Raw genomic sequence first — 23598 nt, forward strand, 5'->3', positions numbered from 1 at the left:
CTTAGAATTTTGCATTCAGACTGATACCGTAACGACGACCATCCAATAGTTGATCACCATCAATATCTTCAGCTTTTTCATCCAGTAGGTTATAGACGCCGAATTTACCGGTCAAATTCGGACTGAATTTATAGTTAAAGCCGACATCTACAAATTGGTAGCCTGGATTTGGCTGAGCCATAGAGGTACGGCTCAAGTAAGCAGAGGTTTCAGAACGATGGTGCAAGCGGCTCCATACATTGAGTGCATCATTTAGCTCATAATCCACACCAATATTAAACATATGTTCCGGCATCTGGTTCAGTGGCTGGCCTTTAAAAGTACCCGATTTAAACTCTGAATCGGTATAAGTATAGTTTGCAGTCAATATCGTGTAATCATTCAGACTGGCTTCTACCGTTGCTTCTACACCACGAATTTCTGCTTCATCCACGTTGATCCGTTCACTAATAAAGTAGAATGGAATATCTCCTTCGAAGCATTTCCAATTCTGCCAGTTATTGCGGTTTGTTGTGGTGCCATCAGTATCGGTTTCGCAGGCACGAACTTCTGTTATACGGTCTTCATATTTAGTGATAAAGCCAGTCAGCGATGTATTGATATAATCATTTTTCCAGTTGAAACCTAATTCAGTGGATACGCTTGATTCAGGCTCCAAGTCCGGATTGGCACGAATAATGCCACGGCCTGTTGCTAAGGGTGAACCACCGCCACCCGTGACGCTATAGAAACCTTCTGTGGCTGCACGAATATCAGGCTGTTTATAACCTGTAGCCACACCACCTTTTACTACAAAGTTATCATTTACCGCGTACACCCCATACAGTCGTGGCGATAAATGGCCACTATAGTTTTCATCATGATCATAACGTAAGCCGGCGGTTAAGTCGAAACGATCCGTAATACTCCAGGTGTCTTCAAGGAAAGCGGCAGCAGACCAACGTGTTAATTCACTAAATTCAGGTGCATTAGGATTCCGGTTAGTCGCTTTATCGACCAGTTTTTCATCTTTAAGATATCCCCCGAATGACAGCGTATGATCACCTAAGGCTAAGTTCCATTGACTGTTCGCTGTCCAAGTATCCAGGGTAATCCCTTTGGTGCCGAGTTCCGTATTGCCACGATCTGGATTTTTTGAATTTTCATATTGAATATAAGATGAACTGTCTAAGTTATCGCTATAACGGCCATTATGGGTTAAGGAATAAACATTACGATAATTACGCGAGAATGAATCTGCAGCACCTTGAGCAGGTGCTACCGTTTCCCCTACAGACGTAGTTGATTCCTGCTGCACGAAATTAGCTTCAACTTGTACATCATGATCATCATTAATGGCATAAGTCAGGCGTGAATTTAAGCTTTCACGTTCCGTGCCACGAAAACCGCCAACATAACGGTCTTCATTACGTTCCTGCTTATTGACTGCCAGTTGCAAACCAAGCTTATCTGCAATTAAAGGACCAGCAAGATATGCAGAAGCATTTTTAATATCACCTGAACGGCTACTGTCCTGAATCGTGGTTCCCAATTCAACATTGCCAGACCATTCATCCGACACTTTTTTGGTAATAATATTCACTACACCGCCCATGGCATCTGTACCATAAAGTGTAGAAGCTGGACCACGGATCACTTCAATACGTTCAATTGCTGAAATAGGTGGCAGAATATTTTTCTCAAAACCTCCATCGTCTCCATTCGGATTGACATCCTTGCCGTACTGACGCTTACCATCGACCAGAAACAAAGTATAGTTTGAACTCATACCACGAATACTGATGGTCTGTGCAGAACCTGCACCTGAAACCACTACCCCGGGCGTATTACGCAGTACATCAGTAATGTCGTTATATTCACGTTTATCTAATTCTTCACGATCAATCACGGTAATGGAAGCTGGTGCTTTAGCCAAATCTTGCTCATAACCTGTTGCGGTCACCACAATCGTTTGCAATTTAGTCGCTTCCGCCTGTGGAACAACAGCTTCTACTGCAGATGTATTTCCCGCCATAGCTGTAAATACAGCAAATGCCAAAGTTGTTTTTAAGAATGGGTTATTCATACCTTGCGCGCCCCAATATTTATGAAGAGATCATGTTTATTCGGTTGCGAAGTGTAACAGCTTTTCAATTGAATGCAATTACTATTGATAATTATTATCATTAACATTCACTTGTTTTTAATCCAGAAATAAAAAAACCTCGAAATTTCGAGGTTTTTAAAATGCGATAAATAAACTGTTATATAGAACAGCTTATTTCATATACGCACCTTCAGACTGACTATGATCCGTTTCATCAACGACATGCATTAACTCTGGTACATGTTGTTTTAATGTGGTTTCAACACCTTGTTTCAAAGTGATATCAATCGCTGAACAGCCCTGGCAACCACCACCAAATTTAAGTACAGCGGTTAAACCTTTTTCAGGGTCTTCTTTAACTTCAACCAGTGCACAGTTACCGCCATGGCCTGCCAGACCCGGGTTAATTTCAGACTGCAAGACATAGGTAATGCGCTCTTCTACTGATGCATCTGGCCCCACGCGTGGCACTTTAGAGTTCGGCGCACGGAAGGTCAATTGACCACCAAAACGGTCTTTGTTGTAGTCAATTACGGCATCAAGTAAATACGGAATAGATGGCGAGTCGATAAAAGCAGGGAAATCAGGATATTCCTGCTTATAATCTGTCGGTACAACTTCATCAGGTGCACTATAGGCCATGCAACATTCAGCGCGAGGAGTACCCGGATGCTCTACAAAAACACGCACACCAATACCCGGAGTGTTCTGTTTATCCAATAGATCCTTTAAATACTCTTGTGCTGTTGGTGTAATCAATAAGTTGGGAATTTCACCAACAACTGGAGTGCTGCTGTTCTCAGTCGACATAACAATAATTTCCTCAAGCTCAAGTGGCCATTTTAACTGAAGATGCGGGGTAATTTTTAAAAATCAACTAAAATTGTCGGATTTATTATAAAAGTACAACTTTAGCTCAATTTTAATGGCATGATAATTGGCAAATAGGCACCATTAGAATCATTTATATGCTTGATTTACCTTTTAATCATACCGTGACCATTATTCTGATCACCTGTATTGTGTCATTTATTGCTTTCTCCAAAGAGACGGTGATGAATCGCCTGATTTTCTGGCCGCCGGCACTGCAACGTGGACAATACGACCGCTTTATTACGCATGGCTTTATCCATGCGGATGGTGCACATCTGTTGTTCAACATGATTACCCTGTTCTTTTTTGGCAGCGTGATTGAAAGCTTTTATCGTCAATATCTCTATGACCTGGGTTTTATCCTGTTTTACCTTGGTGGTCTGATCGCAGCCATTCTGCCAAGTTACCTAAAGCATAAAAATGATGCGCGCTGGGCCAGTTTAGGCGCTTCCGGTGCAGTCTCGGCTGTACTGTTTGCCTATATTCTGTTTGAACCTTGGAAGTTGATCTTTGTGTTCTTCATTCCGGTTCCTGCCATTATTTTTGCTGTGCTGTATGTAGCTTATAGCATTTGGTCAGGCAAAAAAGGCAATAGCAACATTAATCACAGCGCGCATTTATGGGGAGCGGCTTACGGGGTGGTCATGACGATTATTCTGGAGCCACGCCTGATTCCGCATTTCCTGAATAAACTGCTGCAGATTCCGTTTTAATCAGGAATTGAATCCTGAAAAATCGGCTAAATAACAATGAAGCCTGAGATTGACCTGACAAAACCGTTAAGAGAGCTGCTGCTCTATTATTCGTTTGAAACATCTCGTAATATATTAGAAAGCCATGATGTCACTTAATGCCAATCTTGGAGTGAATTTTGCAGCGATAATGTATACATCTGTATATTAATTACTGTCATTATCGAGATATTTTGCATGTCCACTACACCAGACGGTCTACAATTTCCTCTTCAGTCTCAGCAACAAAAACCAAGTAGCTCTAAAGCAGGGCGCGCAATCATCGCGGCAGCGCTAGCCAATGTCGATTCACGCAGTTCTCAACAGGCACAATCAGAAAAAAACTGGCGCAAACAATATACTGTGCATTTTAAGCAGCTGGTCGAGCAGGGATTAAGTTCCCCTGAAGCCAGCTTGAAAATTGCTGAAGATGGATTGGCAAAAGCACATCAGACTTTTGAATTTTACCGTGATGGTCAAAAGTATGTATTACAAGATGCTTTAACTCTGCCCGCGGGTCAGTTGCATACCTTCAAGCTGACAGGTCATAGCAAATCGCCACCAGAATGGTATGTGCCTTACCAGGGTCAAAAGCTGCAAGGTGATGCCTTACTGGAGCAGATTGAACGCTGGGAAAGCCAAGGCATCGTGGAAACCAGTCATGCCAATGCCCTACGTGAATGTGTCGTGCATCCTGAATGGTTTGACCTGTCAGATCGAACCACGGTGCTGTTTGGTGCAGCATCTGAAGCCGGCCCTTTGACCTGGCTGGCGAAATGGAAAGCCAATATTGTAGCGATTGATCTGCCGAACACCCGGGTATGGGGCAAGATTGTCGATACCATTAGCCAAGGCAATGCCACACTGTATGCGCCATGTACTGAAGACCTGCCTGCTGATACTTCACTTGATATTTTAAAAGAAAAATTGGGCGCGAATTTGCTGACCCAGATTCCCGAAATTGCCAAATGGTTATTACAATTCGAACAGGATCTGGATCTGGCTGCAATTGCCTATCTGGATGGTGAAAAGCATGTCCGCGTCTCCATGGCGATGGATGCCATCATGCAGCATGTCAGCCAGCAAAAAGCCAATACCAGCCTGATGTACATGTGTACGCCGACCGATGTTTATGCGGTTCCGAGTGAAGTGATCGAAGCCTCTAAAGTAAAATATACTGAACGCTCTAAGGTACAGACGATCCTTTCTAAAGGGGTTTCAGCTTTAAGCCGCAAACACTTTTTCCAGAAAAATGCGCATGAACTGATTCAGTCTGGTGATCGGGCGTATGGTATTTGTGACTGTCTGGTGGTTGAACAAGGCCCGAACTATGCGCTGGCAAAACGCATTCAGCAATGGCGTGCTACCTTAGCTCGTGCTCAAGGTCAGCGGGTCAGCATCAATATTGCCCCTTCTACTACGACCTATTCCGTGACCAAAAATCCGCTATTAAAAGCAGCGTTCAACGGCGCCAGCCTGTTTGATGTTGAAGCCTTTGCACCTGAAACCACCAATGCAATTATGGCTGCACTGTGGATTCATGACCTTCGCAATCCAGAATCGGTGGCCAATCCTGAAGTGAAGCTGAACCATCCGCTTGAATTAATGATGCATGGCGCGAATCATGGTGGTTTGTGGCGAGTGGCCTATCTGGCACGTACCGCACTACCTTTTGCTGCACTATATGGTTTTGCGACAGAGAAGTTGCCAAAAGGATTATTGAGTAAGTTGAAGAAGTAATTTTTTTATTATCTTCATCCAATTTTTCCATAAGAAAGGTAATCGTTATTTTTAAAGTTCTCCCCTCGTTGCGTAGCAGTGCTGCTCATCCCTAAAGCAGAGAGAACTTTAATTGAAAATGGGCGTTCCCTCTCCTTCTAGGAGAGGGTTAGGGAGAGGTTAATTTAGGCTTTCAATCATTCAAATTCTTATGAATGTGCTTTGGGCAGATTTAAGTTGATCTATTTTATAGCTTCTTTTTTTCTTTACTTTTGAAAGATCAAAAGTAACAAAAATCTTTTGTTAAGCTGATGATATGTCCCTATATCACAGCCTAACGGCGACATCCCTGTCGCCTTAATCGTAATTTAGATTCCTCTTTTACATCCTTAATTTTTCTTCCACCCATAAAAAAAGCTGCTCTAGAGCAGCTTTTTTTATGTCTAAATAACTTAGAACACTTTTAACAGTACCCAATACAAACCGCCTGACAGGCAGATCGTTGCAGGCAAAGTAAAGATCCAGGCAGACAGAATCGTTTTCACCATCTGGAAGTTCAGACCTGACTTGTTGGCCACCATGGTGCCCGCTACTGCAGAGTTCAATACATGGGTGGTTGATACCGGCATACCGAAACCATCTGCTGCCGCAATAGTCGACATCGCAACAAGTTCGGCAGACATACCCTGACCATAAGTCATATGCTGTTTACCAATACGCTCACCGACAGTCACGACAATACGCTTCCAGCCGACCATCGTACCCAGACCAAGCGCCAAGGCTGTCGCCACTTTTACCCAGGTCGGAATGTATTGCAGGAATGAATCCAGATTATCACGGTATTCATCTACTGTTTTTTCCTGTGCAGCACTCATTGTTGGTAAAGCTTCTGCTTTATCCAGACGTTTAAATGCTGTGGTGCTCAGGTACATGTCGTTGCGGAATTCAGACACTTGAGCTTCAGGAACATCCTTAATGCTGGTATAGCTACCAACTTTTTCACCCAGATGATCCGTCAAACTTGCCAATGCAGGCACGACTTCAGGGGTAATTTCCTTGGTCTGAATGTACTTGGTGATCACATCACGGGCTTGTTCATCCGGAATATCCTGATGATTTGGATAGATCACATCCGCTGTTTGTGCAGATAACTGACCAAAAGACTGAATATGTTGTGCATCCAGATTTTTGTTGAGCGAGTACGCCAACGGTACACAGCCGATCAGGATCAGCATGATCAGGCCCATACCTTTTTGACCGTCATTTGAACCATGGGCAAAGCTCACCCCAGTACAGGTGAAGATCAGCATGGCACGAATCAATGGTGGTGGTGGCTTGTTGCCTTCAGGTGGCTGGAACAGTTCCAGTTGACGCTTGAAGATTTTTTTCACCAGCAGGAACACAATCGCAGCAAATACAAAACCGATTAAAGGCGAAAATAACAGCGCCTTACCGACTTTCATCACCTGCTCCATGTCTATACCTGAAGCGCCAGTACCGGCATTCAGAATATAGTTCATGATGCCCACACCCAGAATCGAACCGATCAGGGTATGAGAACTGGATGCCGGAATACCGAGGAACCAGGTTCCCAGATTCCACAGAATTGCCGCGATCAGCATGGCAAAGACCATAGCAAAGCCTGCTCCGGAACCGACATTCATGATCAGCTCGACCGGCAATAACGCAATAATGCCGTAAGCGACCGCACCACTGGCGACCATAACCCCAAGGAAGTTACAGAAACCGGCCCACATCACTGCGACGGGAGCAGAAAGTGCATTGGTATAAATGACCGTGGCAACTGCATTGGCGGTATCGTGGAAGCCATTGACGAACTCAAAGCTCAACGCAATAAAAAGTGCCGTCGCTAACAAAATAACTGAATACAAGCCCAAGGCCGGTACATGCGCTAAATCTGCAGACAACTGGAAGCCGATATAAATCAGCGTAGTGATAATAAGAGTCAGGAACACCGGCATAAAAAATTTCGGTGTGGGCACATGAACATTGGTCGACTTTTGGGAAGCCGACCCGTGTGCTGAATCTACGGGAGTTTGATTAGGATTCATGCAAGCAGGAATAGAGGATTCAAGAATCCCCATATTGTTCAGTTAAATTGTGACAATTATATGACAAACTGCTGTCATATGAAGCAATTATTTGGATTTTCTTGCTGCTATTCGTCCTGTTTAATTCCGACTAAAACACTAGATTTTGATTTTATAAATCATTTACTTAAGATAAGATTCCAGCTTATTTAAGCTTAGCAACCGCACATATTTTGCTACCAAAACGATTCAAACCCTGCCTGTCATCAAGCTGAGCAAAAGTTTCATTTGCACAGCATAAGCCATCAATATGACAATTTCATGAATGAAAGCATCAGCTTAATTTTTTGATTTTGTTTACTGCCTCAAAGACATCGAATCAGATTCGAGATTGCAATATTTTCTGATCCGGATTTTAAAACTTGTTGTTTGTCTAGATGACTTATCAAATTTTCATATCATGCTTATCCATCATTCTGAGCAATGCCAGCAGAAATCAGCCAACTAATCTGCTAAGATTAGCATCGTTTTTTTTGATTTCTGCTGAGAAAGTTTGAATGTCTACACTTACCACTTTAAAAGAACTTCTTGCCAAAAGAATTTTAATTATCGATGGTGCGATGGGTACCATGATCCAGCGCCATAAACTGGAAGAAGCCGATTATCGTGGTGAGCGTTTTGCTGACTGGGCCTATGATCTCAAAGGTAATAATGATTTGCTGGTGCTGACTCAGCCACAAATCATTCAAGGCATTCATGAAGCTTACTTGGAAGCTGGCGCCGACATTATTGAAACCAATACCTTTAACGGTACCCGCGTTTCAATGTCGGATTACCATATGGAAGATCTGGTTCCCGAAATTAACCGTGAAGCAGCGCGTCTGGCCAAAGAAGCCTGTGCCAAATATTCAACGCCTGAAAAACCACGCTTTGTGGCAGGTGTGATTGGTCCGACATCGCGTACCACTTCTATTTCTCCAAACGTGAATGATCCGGCGTTCCGTAACATCACTTTTGATGCACTCAAAGTTGACTATATTGAATCGACCAAGGCCTTGATCGAAGGTGGTGCAGACATCATCCTGATCGAAACTGTGTTCGATACTTTAAATGCCAAAGCTGCCATCTTTGCAGTAAAAGAAGTCTTTAAAGAATTAGGCTATGAACTGCCAATCATGATTTCAGGTACGATCACGGATGCATCAGGTCGTACATTGACTGGTCAAACCGCTGAAGCTTTCTGGAACTCGATGCGCCATGCGGAGCCACTTTCTATCGGCTTTAACTGTGCGCTGGGTGCAGATGCGATGCGTCCACACGTGAAAACCGTGTCTGACGTTGCCGATACCTTTGTTTCAGCGCATCCAAACGCTGGTTTGCCAAATGCCTTCGGTGGATATGATGAAACGCCGGAAGAAACTGCAGCATTTATTAAAGAATTTGCTGAAAGTGGCTTAATTAATATTACCGGTGGTTGCTGTGGCACTACGCCGGATCATATCCGCGCGATTGCAAATGCTGTTGCAGGCATTACCCCTCGTCAAATTCCTGAAATTGAACCGGCGTGTCGTTTAAGTGGTTTAGAGCCATTTAATATCACCAAAGATTCACTGTTTGTGAACGTCGGTGAACGTACCAACGTCACCGGTTCGAAAAAATTCCTGCGTCTGATTCGTGAAGAAAACTTCGCCGAAGCGCTTGATGTTGCCCGTCAACAGGTTGAAGCCGGTGCACAAATCATTGACATCAACATGGATGAAGGCATGCTCGATTCGCAAGGTGCGATGGTACATTTCCTGAATCTGATTGCTTCTGAGCCGGATATTTCACGTGTGCCAATCATGCTGGATTCTTCTAAATGGGAGATTATCGAAGCGGGCCTGAAATGTGTGCAAGGTAAAGCCGTGGTGAACTCGATTTCCCTGAAAGAAGGTCATGACGAGTTTGTCGAACGTGCCCGCCTCTGCCGTCAATATGGTGCCGCGGTCATCGTGATGGCATTTGATGAAGATGGTCAGGCCGATACAGCTGCGCGCAAAAAAGAAATCTGTAAGCGTTCATATGATGTTCTGGTGAATGAAGTGGGCTTCCCGTCTGAAGATATTATCTTTGACCCGAACGTCTTTGCGATTGCGACCGGTATTGAAGAACACAACAACTATGGTGTGGACTTTATTGAAGCGACTGGCTGGATTAAACAGAACCTGCCAAATGCGATGATTTCTGGTGGTGTATCCAACGTATCGTTCTCGTTCCGTGGTAATGAACCGGTGCGTGAAGCGATTCACTCAGTGTTCCTGTACCATGCCATTCAGCAAGGCATGACTATGGGTATCGTGAATGCCGGTCAGATGGCAATTTACGATGACATCGATAAAGAATTGAAAGAAGCCGTTGAAGATGTTGTTTTAAACCAGAACCAGGGTGAAAGCGGTCAGGAAGCAACTGAAAAACTGCTTGCTGTTGCTGAAAAGTACCGTGGTCAAAGTGGTACGCAAAAAGCCGAAGAAAATCTGGAATGGCGTAATGAGTCTGTTGAGAAACGTCTTGAATATGCTTTAGTAAAAGGCATCACGACTTATATCGACCAGGATACTGAAGAAGCGCGTTTAAACTCTACACGCCCACTGGATGTGATTGAAGGCCCATTGATGGCCGGTATGAATGTGGTCGGCGATCTGTTCGGTGCTGGTAAAATGTTCTTACCACAAGTAGTCAAATCAGCACGTGTGATGAAACAGGCTGTGGCGTGGTTGAACCCGTTCATTGAAGCCGAGAAAACTCAAGCTGAAGCTAAAGGTAAAATCCTGCTGGCTACGGTGAAAGGTGACGTACACGACATCGGTAAGAACATCGTTGGTGTAGTATTAGGCTGTAACGGTTATGACATCGTGGATCTGGGCGTGATGGTGCCATGCGAGAAGATTCTGCAAACTGCGATTGATGAAAAAGTCGATATCATCGGTTTGTCTGGTCTAATCACGCCGTCGTTGGATGAAATGGTCTTTGTTGCCAAAGAAATGCAACGTAAAGGCTTTAACATTCCATTAATGATTGGTGGTGCGACGACTTCTAAAGCGCATACCGCAGTGAAAATCTCACCGCAATATCATAATGATGGTGTGCTTTATACTGCGGATGCTTCGCGTGCCGTAGGTGTAGCAACGCAGTTGCTCTCTCCTGAGATGAAACCTAAGCTTTTGGCTGACTATGCAGCGGATTATGAAAAAATCCGTACCCGTCTTGCGAACAAGCAACCGAAAGCGGCTAAATTGTCTTATCAAGAATCGGTTGAAAACGGCTTCAAGATCGACTTCGACAAGAATGCACCGGTTAAGCCGAACTTCATCGGTTCAGAAACTTTCACAAATTATCCGCTTGAAACTCTGGTGGAATATTTTGACTGGACGCCGTTCTTTATTTCATGGAGCTTGGCGGGTAAATTCCCGAAAATCCTTGAAGATGAAGTTGTTGGTGAAGCAGCGCGTGACTTGTATGAACAAGCGCAAGCAATGCTGAAAGACATCATCGAGAATAAACGTTTCGATGCGCGTGCGACGTTTAGTATTTATCCTGCAAACCGTGTAGCAGCAGATACAGTTGCCGTTGCTGATGAATCAGGCAATATAACGCACAGCTTCGAACACTTACGTCAGCAGTCTGACAAAGTCACTGGCAAAGCAAACTACTCTCTGGCTGACTTTATTGCGCCAAAAGATGTAGCTCAGGATTACTTGGGTGGCTTTGCCGTGTCAATCTTCGGTGCGGAAGAGTTATCTCAAGAATACAAAGCCAAAGGCGATGACTATAACGCGATTATGGTTCAAGCTTTGGGTGACCGTTTTGCTGAAGCATTTGCAGAACATTTGCACCAGCGTATCCGTAAAGAGTTCTGGGGCTACCAGGCAGATGAACAGCTTTCAAATGATGAGTTGATCAAAGAGAAGTATGTGGGTATTCGTCCTGCACCGGGCTACCCTGCTTGTCCTGAACATTCTGAAAAAGCGCCCTTGTTCGACTGGTTAGGTACCACTGACAAGATTGGTACTTACCTGACTTCAAGCTTTGCGATGTGGCCGCCTTCATCAGTGAGCGGTTTCTACTATGCAAACCCTGAAACTGAATACTTTAACGTGGGTAAAATCTCTGGTGATCAGCTGGAAGATTATGCGAAGCGTAAAGGTTGGACGTTGGATGAGGCGAAACGTTGGTTAGCGCCGAATTTGGATGATTCTATCGTGTAAGAATCCTCTAGTTTAGAGAAGAAAAATCCCCTCAAATGAGGGGATTTTTTATTTTTGTTTACGAGCACTCTGTAAAACTTTTTCTGATTGCTCTTTAAAACTTTCATATAATCTATCTGCAAAATCCATAGAAATAGAAAATCGTTCTTTTTCTAATTGCTGTTGTGATAGTAAATAATTAATAAAAACTTCTACCTTTTTCAACCTAGTTTCTACTCGTTCTATCCGTTGTTCTCGATTATATGATTTAATTAAACCAAACTCAGTTCTTGATAATTCAGATAATTCATTAGCATATTTTTGATCATATAAGGCACAATCTATACTAACAAGTTCAAGATAAGTCACATATAAACACAAATTAGTTAATACATAATGACCATAACTTGTAAGTTTTATAGAGTCCACTTTATCACAATAATAATCAATTCTATTATTTGACTCGACTAAACCACTTTTCAAAAAATTATCTATATTTTCTTCAAAATCTGACAACATATTAAAATGTGTAGCAAAATATTCTTTCAGCACACCAATAGATGTATAACCATCAATAGAAGCCGTCCTTAAATTCTCTAAAATTCTAACCCCAGTAAAATGAGAACCATTTTTTAAATCTCTAACTTTATAAATATTAGGAACTATACTTAATTCTTCATTATAGAAAATCCTATCTGGAATCATTAATGGTTTTACAACTTGATGAACCTGGATAGTCCATCTACCAGCATTTACCATTTCATCAATATTCGTATAACCTGAATTAACAAATCCTCTAAATAAATCTAAAGCAATTCGTGTATTCCCATGTGCACATGAATTTAAAAAATCATTTAAATGACCATTATTTTTTGTGAATTCAGTTTTTAAAATATAAAAAAAAGTTTGTAAATTTTTTATTATTTCTTCGCGTGTATCACTTCTAAATTCTTGTTTGCAGAATTTTGGTGAACTTAATTTATTAAGCACATATTGAATCCTTCTATTAAACACCATTCGTGTTGCAGGCGAAGCAATATGAAAACCATAATTTTGGTATGCATCCAATGTACCATGTAGTCGAGAAGAATAATATCTTTCTTCCCGCATTGATATAATTACTAAGCATTTTAAATCTGTCGAAATAGTATGTGCTATTTGAAAACAATAATCCTGTATTTCATTAGAAAACTGATCTGTATTATCTAAAATAAAAATACAGCCTTTATTTCTCGAATTCCATCTATGAACTAATTTTTCGATTACTTTCAGCTTATCAGCTTTCCACACTATAACTAAATCATTTAATTTAACATTATATATTTCTGAATTTTCATTTAAACCATAAAGATCTTGTTTCTTTGCTAATTCAAATTCTTGTTTAAAAAATTCTAATAATGTACCTCTATCAGAGTTTAATATATCCCATTCATCCAAATCCTCAATCATAGATTGATATATATAATCTTTAATCTTCTCTTTATTTTCTTCCCTATCTAATAAATCAACAAAAATAAATTTTGCATTGTTTTCAAAAAAATCAGGTGGATTGTGAAAAACCATTTTTTTTAAAAAAGTAGATTTGCCTGCCCCTTTACCACCAAAAAGTATAATTACGTCTGAATATAACTTTTTACTAAGCTTGTTTTTTATATTTTGAGTAAGAGTAGAAAACTCCTCATACTCTTTGATTTCTTCAACCCCATGATCTTTAAAAAAGGGGGTCACTGTATCTTTAACAATCGCCTGAAAATTAGAAACTGTTTTTTCGAAGTTTCGTTCATGAACATAGCATTCATTCATAAACTCTTGTTCATTTGGGTCAATAACCCCAAAATATTTATTAATAAACTTTCTTATATGCGTAGAGTATCTATTAGACTCAACTTTTTGATCATAAACTGTAATTTTTTCTGAGGGTCTAAATAACTCTCTATTATTCCAATCAGTATCTCCTAATAAATTTATTAAATTTCCAGCACACATATTATGAAAATTAAATAAATTGTTAGCTTCAATGAAGCTCTGTTCATAATAATCATTATTCTTTATTACAAATGCTTTTAAATCTACCCATTTTTTTCCATTCTCAAATGCTTTAAAAAAAATCCATTGATGCCCATTGGTTATACCTGCTAATTGACACCCTTCATCTACACAATATCTTCTTACCTGCTCTATTGCTGTTTTTATTGCAGGGTCAGTCAACAATACTTTTACTGAACAGAAAAAACTATTTGCTCTATCATTATATGTACTAGGTAATTCGAAGTAATTTCCTGTTTTTTTAGCTTCGAGAATTAAAATAGCTCTTCCTGATGAATTCACAAACTTGTAATCAATAAATCCTGTATTTGTATGATCTTCTACAGGCACATTCACCTTAGGCCATTGAAATACATCATAAAAAACACTATCAATATAAATTTGCCTTGTTCTTGCTTCATTAATATCTTTAATGTTTATTGCTGCAATTTCTTTTGCAAAATCGATAGGTTCTTTCGGTGACATTTTTCTTTAGATATTGATTTAATTTCTTTTATTAAATATTAAAACTTAAATATCTTCAACTTTATTAAGCTATTAAATTCACATATCGCTCTATCTATTCATTGAATTTTGTATTTTTTAGGCTATCACACTTAAACTCTCCTTTTTTACATTTTTAAGTCTGCAAAAATCATCACTTTCATGAATAATAGACCAATAAATTTATCTCCCAAATCCATGACTATTGGTGTTCCAATGAAGAAACTCATGAACGATGCTGAAAACATCGTTGTCGAAATGTGCAAAGGCTTTGTCCTTGCCCACCCTGAACTACAATTTACCGAATCCCACAAAATCATTTCACGTAAACAAAAACACAATAACGTCGCACTGATCAGTGGTGGTGGTAGCGGGCATGAACCTGCACATGCAGGTTTTGTCGGTACAGGCATGTTAGACGCGGCCGTATGCGGTGACGTATTCGCATCACCTTCACAAATTCAGGTCTATAAAGCACTCCAACACGTCGCAACAGACAAAGGCGTGCTCATGATCATTAAAAACTATTCTGGCGATATGATGAATTTCCAGAATGGTGCTGCATTGGCTGCGGAAGATGGCATTAAAGTCGATTATGTAAAAGTGGCGGATGATATTGCAGTCAAAGACAGCCTCTACACGGTCGGCCGTCGTGGTGTTGCTGGTACCATCTTCGTGCATAAAATTGCCGGTGCTGCTGCCTCTAAAGGTTATGAACTTGCTCGCGTGAAAGAGCTGGCTCAAAAAACAGCAGATAACGTGATTAGCCTTGGTTTTGCCTTTACCTCTTGTACCGTTCCTGCCAAAGGCACACCCACCTTCACCTTGGCGAATGATGAAATGGAATACGGCGTCGGCATCCACGGTGAACCCGGCATTCGTCGTGAAAAAATCCTGCCATCGAAAGAAATGGCACAACGTATGGTCGATGACTTATTTCTTGACCGTCCTGACATGCAAGAAGTTGCGTTGTTGGTGAATGGCTTTGGTTCAACACCAATGCAAGAACTGTATGTATTTAACAATGATGTATGCGAACATCTGGCACGTAAAGGCATCAAGATTTACCGTACATTTGTTGGCAACTACATGACCAGTATCGACATGAATGGTGCATCGGTCTCATTACTTGCTGTGGATGATGAACTGAAAACCTATCTGGATGCGGAAGCCAATACCCCTGCCTTAAAGCTTGATGGCTCACCTGCACTACCATTTGAATTTGCAGCACAAGATGCAGCAGCAAAACAAACCGCCAATACCGAAGTTGAAACCCAAGCAGAACATGCTGAAATTCAGAACGAGCAATTCACGATTGAAAACATGCGTTATGTGGTCGATGTGATGGCGGCCTGCATCATCAAAAACGAAGTGCCATTCTGCGAGCTGGATGCCCATGCAGGTGACGGCGATTTTGGTATGAGCGTCGCCAAAGGCTTTAAACAACTGAAACGCGAATGGCAAAGCCTGATTCAAGCACAACAGATGGATGAATTCTTGCTGAATAGTTCCATGATTATTATGGAACATTGTGGCGGTGCGTCAGGGCCAATTTGGGGTTCTGCTTTCCGTTCAGCCAGCAAAGCCATTCAAGGTAAACAAATCCTAAGCGTGGCAGATTTTGCCGAGATGCTGCAAGCTGCGGTTAAAGGTATTCAAGTGACAGGTGAGCGTTCATTTGGTCGTGGTGCTGTGGTCGGTGATAAAACCCTGATTGATGCACTTGCACCTTGCGCAGACTCTTGGTCAGCCAATACCGACAAGACGTTTAAAGAAAACTTTGTCTTGGGTGCAGAGGCTGCGGTAAAAGGTGCAGAATCTACCAAAGACATCGTAGCGCGTATGGGCCGTGCCGGTACAGTCGGTGATCGTAGCTTAGGTTATCCAGATGCTGGTGCACATGGCTTAGGCGTGATCTTTACGGACATTGCCGAGCATATTAAATAAACTTTTCAAGATTTGAAAAGAGCCTCGACACTGTTCGGGGCTTTTTTATATTTCATTTCCTCTACTGAGTAAGTTTAAAAGCACAAATAATGAAAGGCATACTCATCCCTATAAGTATGGCTTAACTAAACTTCTCTAAATAGCGCTCTAACTCTTCTGTCACCACTACCCGCTTATTGCCTTTCACCTGTTCCTCACCCAATACGCCTTCTGAGTCAATGACCACCACTTTGTGCCCATTCGCTTGTAAACGTTTGACACCTTCAAATAACATGCGTGCACCCACATCATGAATCAAAGTCAAATTGGTCAGGTCTATGACTATACGTGTTTTAGCGTCTGGCTCATCCTGCAAAATCCGTAGCAACATTTCCGATTCGGTAAATTGCAATACACCGCGCAGCTCATACACGACAATGTCATTGTTCTTACCTACAGTATAACGACTTTGCAAAATGGTCTGTGCCGATGGCGTCCCTTCCATCAGATGCAAGCCCATGTCCCGCGACAAACGCTCAAAAATATCCACGCCACGTACACTATGCCCATGCTCATCAATTTTAGGAGAAAAAACCACAATTCCCACCTGCCCAGGCAATACCCCGATAATTCCGCCCGATACACCACTTTTGGCAGGAATGCCCACCGTCGTCAGCCAGTCACCCGCCGCATCATACATGCCACAGGTCATCATCACGCTGAGCACTTGGCGCACCACATCACGCTCTAGCAGCTGTTTGCCCGTTTTGGCCTGAACACCGCCATTGGCGAGCACACTACAGATATTTGCCAGATCTTTGACCGTCACTTTAATCGCACATTGCTTGATGTATCCATTGACGATTTCCACAGGATCCGAATCAAGCACACCTACAGTACGCAGCATATAGCCAATCGATAGGTTCCGGAATGCAGTTTTGACTTCCGACTTATATACCTGCTTGTCGAATTCCAGTTGACGGCCTGCCAGCTCACTAAAAAAACGGCGCAAGCATTCCGCACGTGAAATGCCTTTTTGTACCGGAATCAAAGAATGCGTGGTGATCGCACCCGAGTTAATCATTGGATTTTTCGGAAGATTGGTTTCTTTATCCAGTGAAATCTGATTAAAAGCCTCTCCTGAAGGTTCAACGCCGACCTTTTCCAGTACTGCTGGAATTCCCAAATGCTGTAATGCCAAGGCATAGGCAAAAGGCTTGGACATCGACTGCATGGTAAATTCGGTTTCATCATCTCCCGTGGAATAAATCGTGCCATCCACCGTAGTCAGCGCCAAAGCGAACCTGTTTGGATCTACCGCTGCCAGTTCAGGGATATAATCAGCCAAAGCGCCCTGATCATTATCATGACAGACCGTTAATACATGCTGGAGATAATCGGGCACCGGGGTTTTCATTAAGATAGATCCTTTATATTTTCATCCTGTTTCCACCTTAAATTTTCAGGATAAAACTACAAGTCCAAATTGGTAGCATTTTATAAATACGTCCATCGATTTGGACTAAAACAAATGCCTTTTCAGCTCAATGATCATCAGGAGTAAGGGGCATTTTGATATTATTTTTTTGAGTTTTTATAAAATATCGAGCGGTTCAACAGGTCATTTCGATTAGTTTGATTATCCATTTTATTTATATTTTTCATCGCAATAAATGATATTATTCACACATCTGCTCACATTATAATCTAACATGCTGATCCCGGATTTGAATTTTTACAGTCTACTCGTGCCCAGCATCATGTCGAGCCTGGGGATCATCACGCTGAGTATTTCCTATTATAAAGGCTTACCTAATTATTTAAGATCTTATGCTTATGCACTGATTCTGATTGGCGTGACGATATTACTCAATACCGTTTTATCGGCATCAGTTTTGGTGGAAATATCCAGTTTCATTGCTGCTCTTTATTTTTTGTCCTGTACCTTTCACAGCAAAGCCATTTATGAGCGTTTAAAAATCGACTATGAATGGCCGAACTATATTTACCTGATTGCCTTGGGTGCGTTTGGCATTTACTACTTTACCCAAGTGACTGCTGACCAGACTGCCCGTTTGCTGATTATTGGTAGCATTACTGCGGCAATTTATTTGCACCGCCCGCTTGCCTTTATTCGGACAAGTACACGCTTACGTATCGACAGTTACCTGAAAATTTTTACCTTTGCGACCGTGTTTATCATCATGGGGCGTGCCTTACTGTTCTCTGTTTTACTTGAGGATCAGGGATTTGTCGCCCATTACGAACCGGCATGGGCATTTACGCAGCTGCTCCTGCTGCTGATTGATCTGATCTTTTTAGGTTCATTCATTGGCTGTGCAATTTTGGATCTGGTGCGAAAGTTGCAACGGGAGCGCCATCACGACCCGCTGACCGGATTATTAAACCGTCGTGGCTTTGAAGCCTATATTCAAAAAATAGATCCCAATCCCGCCTTACAGCATGCAGTTTTGATGGCAGATCTAGATCATTTCAAAGCCGTTAATGATCGTTATGGACATCAGGTCGGTGATCTGGTTTTACAACATATCAGTCAGATATTTAAAGCCAATATTCGAGACAAAGACCAAGTGTCACGTATTGGTGGTGAAGAGTTTCTGCTCGTCTTGCATGACATTCAAAAAGATGCCGCCTTTAAAATTGCTGAACGGATCCGGTTGCAGCTTGAAGAAACCCCATTACATCATGAACAGCAGCATATTTACCTGACTATCAGTATCGGAGTCAGCTTCTTCAATCATCCTAATCAGATTAAAGAAGCCACTTTAGCGGCTGATCATGCCATGTATCAGGCCAAACAGATGGGCCGTAATCAGGTTCAATTCGCTCAAGAGAAAATTGCCTGAATTTGATAAAACTTTAAATCTCTTATTTCACCTTGGTCTTGCGAATCATTTTGTACAGCACCTTGGGGGAAATACGTGAAACCAGCACGCCAAGTTTTTCTTTCTTGCCACCAATCACAATATATTCTTCGCCACACTGCAAGGCTTGTACGCTTTGACGGGCAAAATCCTCTGCTGACAACCCATTTTCAATCGCTTCATCCTGCTTGGCTTGCGGTTTGCCTTCCCCATTTAAAGCATTAAACGACACATTGGTTTGAACAAAGCCAGGGAAAATCACCGAGACCTGCACGCCCTGATCAGCCACTTCAGCACGCAAGCTGTTGGCCCACATATGAATCGCTGCTTTGGCTGCGGAATAGGATGCGCGATACTGGGTACCGAGCAAACCTGCCACACTGGAAATAAACACGATACGACCTGTTTTTTGTGCCAGAAAGGTCGGTAATACCATTTTGGTGAGAAACACCTGCGAGAAATAATCCACTTCCATAATGGCACGTTCAGTCTGCATGGTGGTGTCCTGAATCAAAGCACGTTGACTCAGCCCAGCATTATTAATCAGCCAGTCGATCCGGCCTTTTTGTTGCAAAACCTGTTCATAAGCATGACGAACCTGACTTTCATCTGTGATATCGGCAATGACTGAAATATGCTGATCTGCATTGGTGAGACTTTGGCGAACATTTTCCAGTTCTGCATGCCGGCGTGCAGTCAGTACCACCTGGGCTCCGAGTTCAGCACATTGCTGGGCAATCGCCTTGCCAATCCCTGAAGATGCGCCGGTAATCCAGACCACTTTTCCATTTAAGTCTTCAACTTTCGCCATGAAATCCTCTTTCCCTTGTTTTAATGAATATGGTGCTGCATTTCATCTTCCAGAAATGCCAGCAAATGCTCAAAATAATAACTCATCGTATCGGCATCATAGATGCTACCGAGCTTGTCAAAACGTTTATAGCCTAACTGGGTGGTTAAATGAATCACCCCATTCAAGGTTTTATCGACCACTACATTAAATTTCAACATTTTTTTCGGTTCACGGATCAGATGTGTCACCCCTTGATCGACCACCTGAGTAAAGGCTTTTAAAGCGGGTGATACATATTGATGATTACCATTTTTCATCTGGTCAATACAGCCGAGCAACTCCATCACCAGCAATTTTTCCACCGGATATCGAACAAAAGCATCACCTTGATGCTCATAGGTCATGCGATGCAAATAGTTCACCATAGGCATCAGACGCTCATTGCCAAACAACGAAACCGACCACGGCATATATTTACGGGTGTTATGCATAATCTGCTGAATCACTTTTTCGGACTCGCTGTCCGGTGAATTGGCCAACTGCACCACCTGACCAAAAATCTGGTCAATAATTTCACAGGCCATATCGGCCAGATTTTCACCTAAGGGTCTGGCAAGACTGTCTCGCTCGCCGGCATTTAATCTGGAATGAAGGTCTTTAAAGCGCTGATGGGTTTCGGGTTGAAGCTTCAGGGAAATGTTATAGCTCATCTTATTATCCTTTTTGATATGCTGCGATGAGTCGCGTTTTTTTATCAATCTATCATACGATGAGTTGCTATACATGCCAATTGGCTAAAGTTTGCATTTGGTTAAGCTGCCGCATGCACTATTTTTTTTGCTACAATAGATCCAATTTTTCATTCACTTTTGATCTGTTTAGACTATGACTGACTCAGCGCAAAATATCGCGACAACCTACGATCCGACCGAGATCGAGAAAAAATGGTACCAAACTTGGGAAGAGCGTGGTTACTTTAAGCCGTCTGAAAAAGGCGAATCTTTCTGTATCATGATTCCGCCACCAAACGTCACTGGTAGCCTGCACATGGGTCATGGTTTCAACAATGCCATCATGGATGCCTTGACGCGTTTCAACCGTATGTCTGGTAAAAATACGCTTTGGCAACCGGGTACTGACCACGCAGGTATTGCAACGCAAATGGTGGTTGAGCGTCAGCTGGGTGCACAAGGGATTAGCCGTCATGACCTGGGTCGTGAAAAGTTCATCGAAAAAGTCTGGGAATGGAAAGAACAGTCTGGCGGTAACATTACCCGTCAAATCCGTCGCTTAGGTTCTTCGGTTGACTGGTCACGTGAACGCTTCACGATGGATGATGGTTTATCAAACGCAGTAAAAGAAGTGTTTGTAAAACTTCACGAAGAAGGCCTGATCTACCGCGGCAAACGTCTGGTGAACTGGGATCCAAAACTGCAAACTGCCCTTTCTGACCTGGAAGTTGAGTCTGATAAAGAAGAAGCAGGTTCATTGTGGCACTTCAAATATTTCTTTGAAGATAAGTCACTCCGCACCCACGATGGTAAAGATCACATCGTGGTTGCAACGACGCGTCCTGAAACATTATTGGGTGATACTGCGGTTGCGGTTGCACTGGATGATGAACGTTATGCTGATCTAGTAGGTAAAAATATAATCTTACCAATCACAGGTCGTGCAGTTCCAATCGTAAAAGACGAATATGTAGACAAAGAATTCGGTACAGGCTGTGTAAAAATCACCCCTGCACACGACTTCAATGACTATGAAGTGGGTAAACGTTGCGAATTGCCAATCATCAACATTTTCAACAAAAATGCTGAAGTGTTGGCTGAGTTTGAATACATCGCGAAAGCGGGCGAGCAAATTTCTAAAACCATTCCTGCGCCTGCAGATTACATTGGTTTAGAACGTTTTGAAGCACGTAAGAAGATCGTTGAACAAGCTGAAACTGAAGGCTGGTTAGATCAGATCCAACCTTACACATTAAAACCACCTCGCGGTGACCGTTCAGGCGTGATTGTTGAGCCTCTATTGACAGATCAATGGTATGTAAAAATTGCACCGCTTGCGAAACCTGCGATTGAAGCGGTGCAGGATGGTCGCATTAAGTTTGTGCCTGAACAGTACAACAACATGTACATGGCGTGGATGAACAACATTCAAGACTGGTGTATCTCGCGTCAATTGTGGTGGGGTCACCGTATCCCTGCTTGGTACGATGCGGAAGGCAATGTATATGTTGGCCGTGATGAAGCTGAAGTTCGGGCGAAAAACAACATCCCTGCCGATGTTCAATTAAACCAAGACGAAGACGTATTGGATACATGGTTCTCTTCAGGTCTTTGGACATTCTCAACTTTAGGTTGGACTGGCGACGAAGCGAAAGACAAAGCCAACTACTTCTTAAATACCTTCCACCCGACTGATGTGCTTGTCACTGGTTTTGACATCATCTTCTTCTGGGTGGCACGTATGATCATGCTGACCATGCACTTCATGAAGAATGAAGATGGTACGCCACAAGTGCCGTTTAAAACCGTGTACGTTCACGGTTTGGTACGTGATGGCGAAGGTCAGAAGATGTCTAAATCTAAGGGTAACGTACTTGATCCATTAGACTTGATTGATGGTGTGGATCTTGAAACCTTAGTACAAAAACGTACAACAGGTTTGATGAACCCGAAACAAGCAGCGAAGATTGAAAAATCAACCCGTAAAGAATTCCCTGAAGGTATTCAATCTTACGGTACAGACGCGGTTCGTTTCACCTTCTGTGCGCTTGCCAACACTGGTCGTGACATCAAGTTCGACATGAAACGTGTTGAAGGTTACCGTAACTTTGCCAATAAAATCTGGAACGCAACACGTTTCGTGATGATGAATGTCGAAGGTCAAACTATTGGTTCAGAAGCACGTCAAGACCTTTGGGAATTGCCTGAACAATGGATCGTAAGCCGTCTGCAAAAAGCGGAACAAGCGGTGCAAACAGCATTTGCAACCTACCGTTTAGATCTGGCTGCGCAAGCGATTTATGAGTTCATCTGGAATGAATACTGTGACTGGTATGTTGAATTAACCAAACCGGTTCTGAACGATGAAAATGTGTCTGAAGAGCGTAAAGCTGAAGTACGTCGTGTTCTTCTTGCAGTAATGGAAGCATCTTTACGTTTGGCTCATCCGTTAATGCCGTACTTGACTGAAGAAATCTGGCAAACACTTGCGCCGAAACTTGGCATCACTGGCGAAACTATTATGTTGGCGCCGTACCCTGTTGCTGAGCAAGCATTGATGAATGACCAGGCTGAAGCAGATATGCAATGGCTGCAAGGTTTGATTGGTGCGGTACGTAATATCCGTGGCGAGATGGGTCTAGGTAATGCGCGTTTGTTGCCTGTTCTGCTGCAAAATACCACTGATGCTGAAAAAGCGCAGATTGCACGTATTGAACCGTTGTTCAAAGCATTGGCTAAAGTTGAAAGCATTATCTTCTTGGCTGATGGCGAACAACCACCATTGTCTTCATCTTCTGTAGTCGGTCACGTATCTGTATATGTGCCAATGAAGGGCTTAATTGACCCTAAAGCGGAATTAGGTCGTCTACAAAAAGACTTAGACAAGGTTCAAAAGCAACATGACCAAATTGCCACTAAACTTAGCAATGAAGGTTTTGTGGCGAAAGCACCTGCGGCTGTGGTTGAAGGCGAGAAAGTGAAACTTGCTGAGTTTGCTGATCAGTTAGCGAAGATTAAAGCAAATATGGAGCAAATTGCAGCGCTTTAATG

At 42.4% G+C, this 23598-nt stretch carries 13 protein-coding genes; 6 read left to right on the top strand and 7 right to left on the bottom strand.

Annotation, left to right across the window (positions count from 1 at the left end; genetic code table 11):
* Position 1 precedes the first annotated feature (1 nt).
* Positions 2–2065 carry a TonB-dependent receptor domain-containing protein gene (locus NI470_RS07080; RefSeq protein WP_253148040.1) on the bottom strand — a complete coding sequence of 688 codons (2064 nt, stop codon included), beginning with the start codon at positions 2063–2065 and terminating at the stop codon, positions 2–4.
* 192 nt (positions 2066–2257) lie between these two features.
* Positions 2258–2896: a Fe-S biogenesis protein NfuA gene (gene nfuA / locus NI470_RS07085; protein WP_004279400.1), complete on the bottom strand. Its 639-nt coding sequence runs from the start codon at positions 2894–2896 to the stop codon at positions 2258–2260.
* Positions 2897–3054: 158 nt separating this feature from the next.
* Here nfuA and NI470_RS07090 point away from each other — a divergent pair, with 158 nt between their 5' ends.
* Positions 3055–3672, top strand: coding sequence for a rhomboid family intramembrane serine protease (locus tag NI470_RS07090; protein ID WP_253148041.1), 618 nt, complete (start codon positions 3055–3057; stop codon positions 3670–3672).
* Positions 3673–3888: 216 nt separating this feature from the next.
* Positions 3889–5430 carry a hypothetical protein gene (locus NI470_RS07095; RefSeq protein ID WP_253148042.1) on the top strand — a complete coding sequence of 514 codons (1542 nt, stop codon included), beginning with the start codon at positions 3889–3891 and terminating at the stop codon, positions 5428–5430.
* A 431-nt stretch (positions 5431–5861) separates the two neighbouring features.
* Here NI470_RS07095 and NI470_RS07100 read toward each other — a convergent pair whose 3' ends face one another.
* Positions 5862–7481, bottom strand: coding sequence for an inorganic phosphate transporter (locus tag NI470_RS07100; RefSeq protein WP_253148043.1), 1620 nt, complete (start codon positions 7479–7481; stop codon positions 5862–5864).
* Between the two features lie 536 nt (positions 7482–8017).
* Here NI470_RS07100 and metH point away from each other — a divergent pair.
* Complete coding sequence (gene metH, locus NI470_RS07105) at positions 8018–11704, top strand: methionine synthase (protein WP_253148044.1); 3687 nt, start codon at positions 8018–8020, stop codon at positions 11702–11704.
* Positions 11705–11752: 48 nt separating this feature from the next.
* On the opposite strand, the gene NI470_RS07110 is transcribed toward metH, so the two are convergent.
* Positions 11753–14194 (bottom strand): hypothetical protein, encoded by a 2442-nt coding sequence (locus tag NI470_RS07110; RefSeq protein ID WP_180086550.1) that lies wholly within the window; start codon positions 14192–14194, stop codon positions 11753–11755.
* A 234-nt stretch (positions 14195–14428) separates the two neighbouring features.
* On the opposite strand from NI470_RS07110, the gene dhaK reads away from it, so the two are divergent.
* The gene (gene dhaK, locus NI470_RS07115; RefSeq protein WP_253148045.1) at positions 14429–16159 is read left to right on the top strand and encodes a dihydroxyacetone kinase subunit DhaK; all 1731 of its coding nucleotides are present in this window, start codon (positions 14429–14431) and stop codon (positions 16157–16159) included.
* 121 nt (positions 16160–16280) lie between these two features.
* Here the strand turns inward: dhaK and NI470_RS07120 are convergent, their stop codons facing one another.
* Complete coding sequence (locus NI470_RS07120; protein WP_253148046.1) at positions 16281–17555, bottom strand: glutaminase; 1275 nt, start codon at positions 17553–17555, stop codon at positions 16281–16283.
* A 331-nt stretch (positions 17556–17886) separates the two neighbouring features.
* Here NI470_RS07120 and NI470_RS07125 point away from each other — a divergent pair, with 331 nt between their 5' ends.
* Positions 17887–19005 carry a GGDEF domain-containing protein gene (locus NI470_RS07125; protein WP_253148047.1) on the top strand — a complete coding sequence of 373 codons (1119 nt, stop codon included), beginning with the start codon at positions 17887–17889 and terminating at the stop codon, positions 19003–19005.
* A 22-nt stretch (positions 19006–19027) separates the two neighbouring features.
* Here the strand turns inward: NI470_RS07125 and NI470_RS07130 are convergent, their stop codons facing one another.
* Positions 19028–19834: an SDR family oxidoreductase gene (locus NI470_RS07130; RefSeq protein WP_114541172.1), complete on the bottom strand. Its 807-nt coding sequence runs from the start codon at positions 19832–19834 to the stop codon at positions 19028–19030.
* Positions 19835–19854: 20 nt separating this feature from the next.
* The gene (locus NI470_RS07135) at positions 19855–20526 is read right to left on the bottom strand and encodes a hypothetical protein (RefSeq protein ID WP_004646248.1); all 672 of its coding nucleotides are present in this window, start codon (positions 20524–20526) and stop codon (positions 19855–19857) included.
* A 175-nt stretch (positions 20527–20701) separates the two neighbouring features.
* Here NI470_RS07135 and NI470_RS07140 point away from each other — a divergent pair, with 175 nt between their 5' ends.
* On the top strand, positions 20702–23596 hold the full coding sequence (locus tag NI470_RS07140; protein ID WP_253148048.1) for a valine--tRNA ligase: 2895 nt from the start codon (positions 20702–20704) through the stop codon (positions 23594–23596).
* The last annotated feature ends 2 nt before the right edge of the window (positions 23597–23598 follow it).

It is taken from the genome of Acinetobacter lwoffii, from assembly GCF_024129115.1.
Classification (GTDB): Bacteria; Pseudomonadota; Gammaproteobacteria; order Pseudomonadales; family Moraxellaceae; genus Acinetobacter; species Acinetobacter lwoffii_T.

What these genes read in the sequence shown, in the direction of transcription:
- NI470_RS07080 (WP_253148040.1), bottom strand. Translation starts at nt 2,065, where the DNA reads ATGAATAACCCATTCTTAAAAACAACTTTGGCATTTGCTGTATTTACA.
- nfuA (WP_004279400.1), bottom strand. Translation starts at nt 2,896, where the DNA reads ATGTCGACTGAGAACAGCAGCACTCCAGTTGTTGGTGAAATTCCCAAC.
- NI470_RS07090 (WP_253148041.1), top strand. Translation starts at nt 3,055, where the DNA reads ATGCTTGATTTACCTTTTAATCATACCGTGACCATTATTCTGATCACC.
- NI470_RS07095 (WP_253148042.1), top strand. Translation starts at nt 3,889, where the DNA reads ATGTCCACTACACCAGACGGTCTACAATTTCCTCTTCAGTCTCAGCAA.
- NI470_RS07100 (WP_253148043.1), bottom strand. Translation starts at nt 7,481, where the DNA reads ATGAATCCTAATCAAACTCCCGTAGATTCAGCACACGGGTCGGCTTCC.
- metH (WP_253148044.1), top strand. Translation starts at nt 8,018, where the DNA reads ATGTCTACACTTACCACTTTAAAAGAACTTCTTGCCAAAAGAATTTTA.
- NI470_RS07110 (WP_180086550.1), bottom strand. Translation starts at nt 14,194, where the DNA reads ATGTCACCGAAAGAACCTATCGATTTTGCAAAAGAAATTGCAGCAATA.
- dhaK (WP_253148045.1), top strand. Translation starts at nt 14,429, where the DNA reads ATGAAGAAACTCATGAACGATGCTGAAAACATCGTTGTCGAAATGTGC.
- NI470_RS07120 (WP_253148046.1), bottom strand. Translation starts at nt 17,555, where the DNA reads ATGAAAACCCCGGTGCCCGATTATCTCCAGCATGTATTAACGGTCTGT.
- NI470_RS07130 (WP_114541172.1), bottom strand. Translation starts at nt 19,834, where the DNA reads ATGGCGAAAGTTGAAGACTTAAATGGAAAAGTGGTCTGGATTACCGGC.
- NI470_RS07135 (WP_004646248.1), bottom strand. Translation starts at nt 20,526, where the DNA reads ATGAGCTATAACATTTCCCTGAAGCTTCAACCCGAAACCCATCAGCGC.
- NI470_RS07140 (WP_253148048.1), top strand. Translation starts at nt 20,702, where the DNA reads ATGACTGACTCAGCGCAAAATATCGCGACAACCTACGATCCGACCGAG.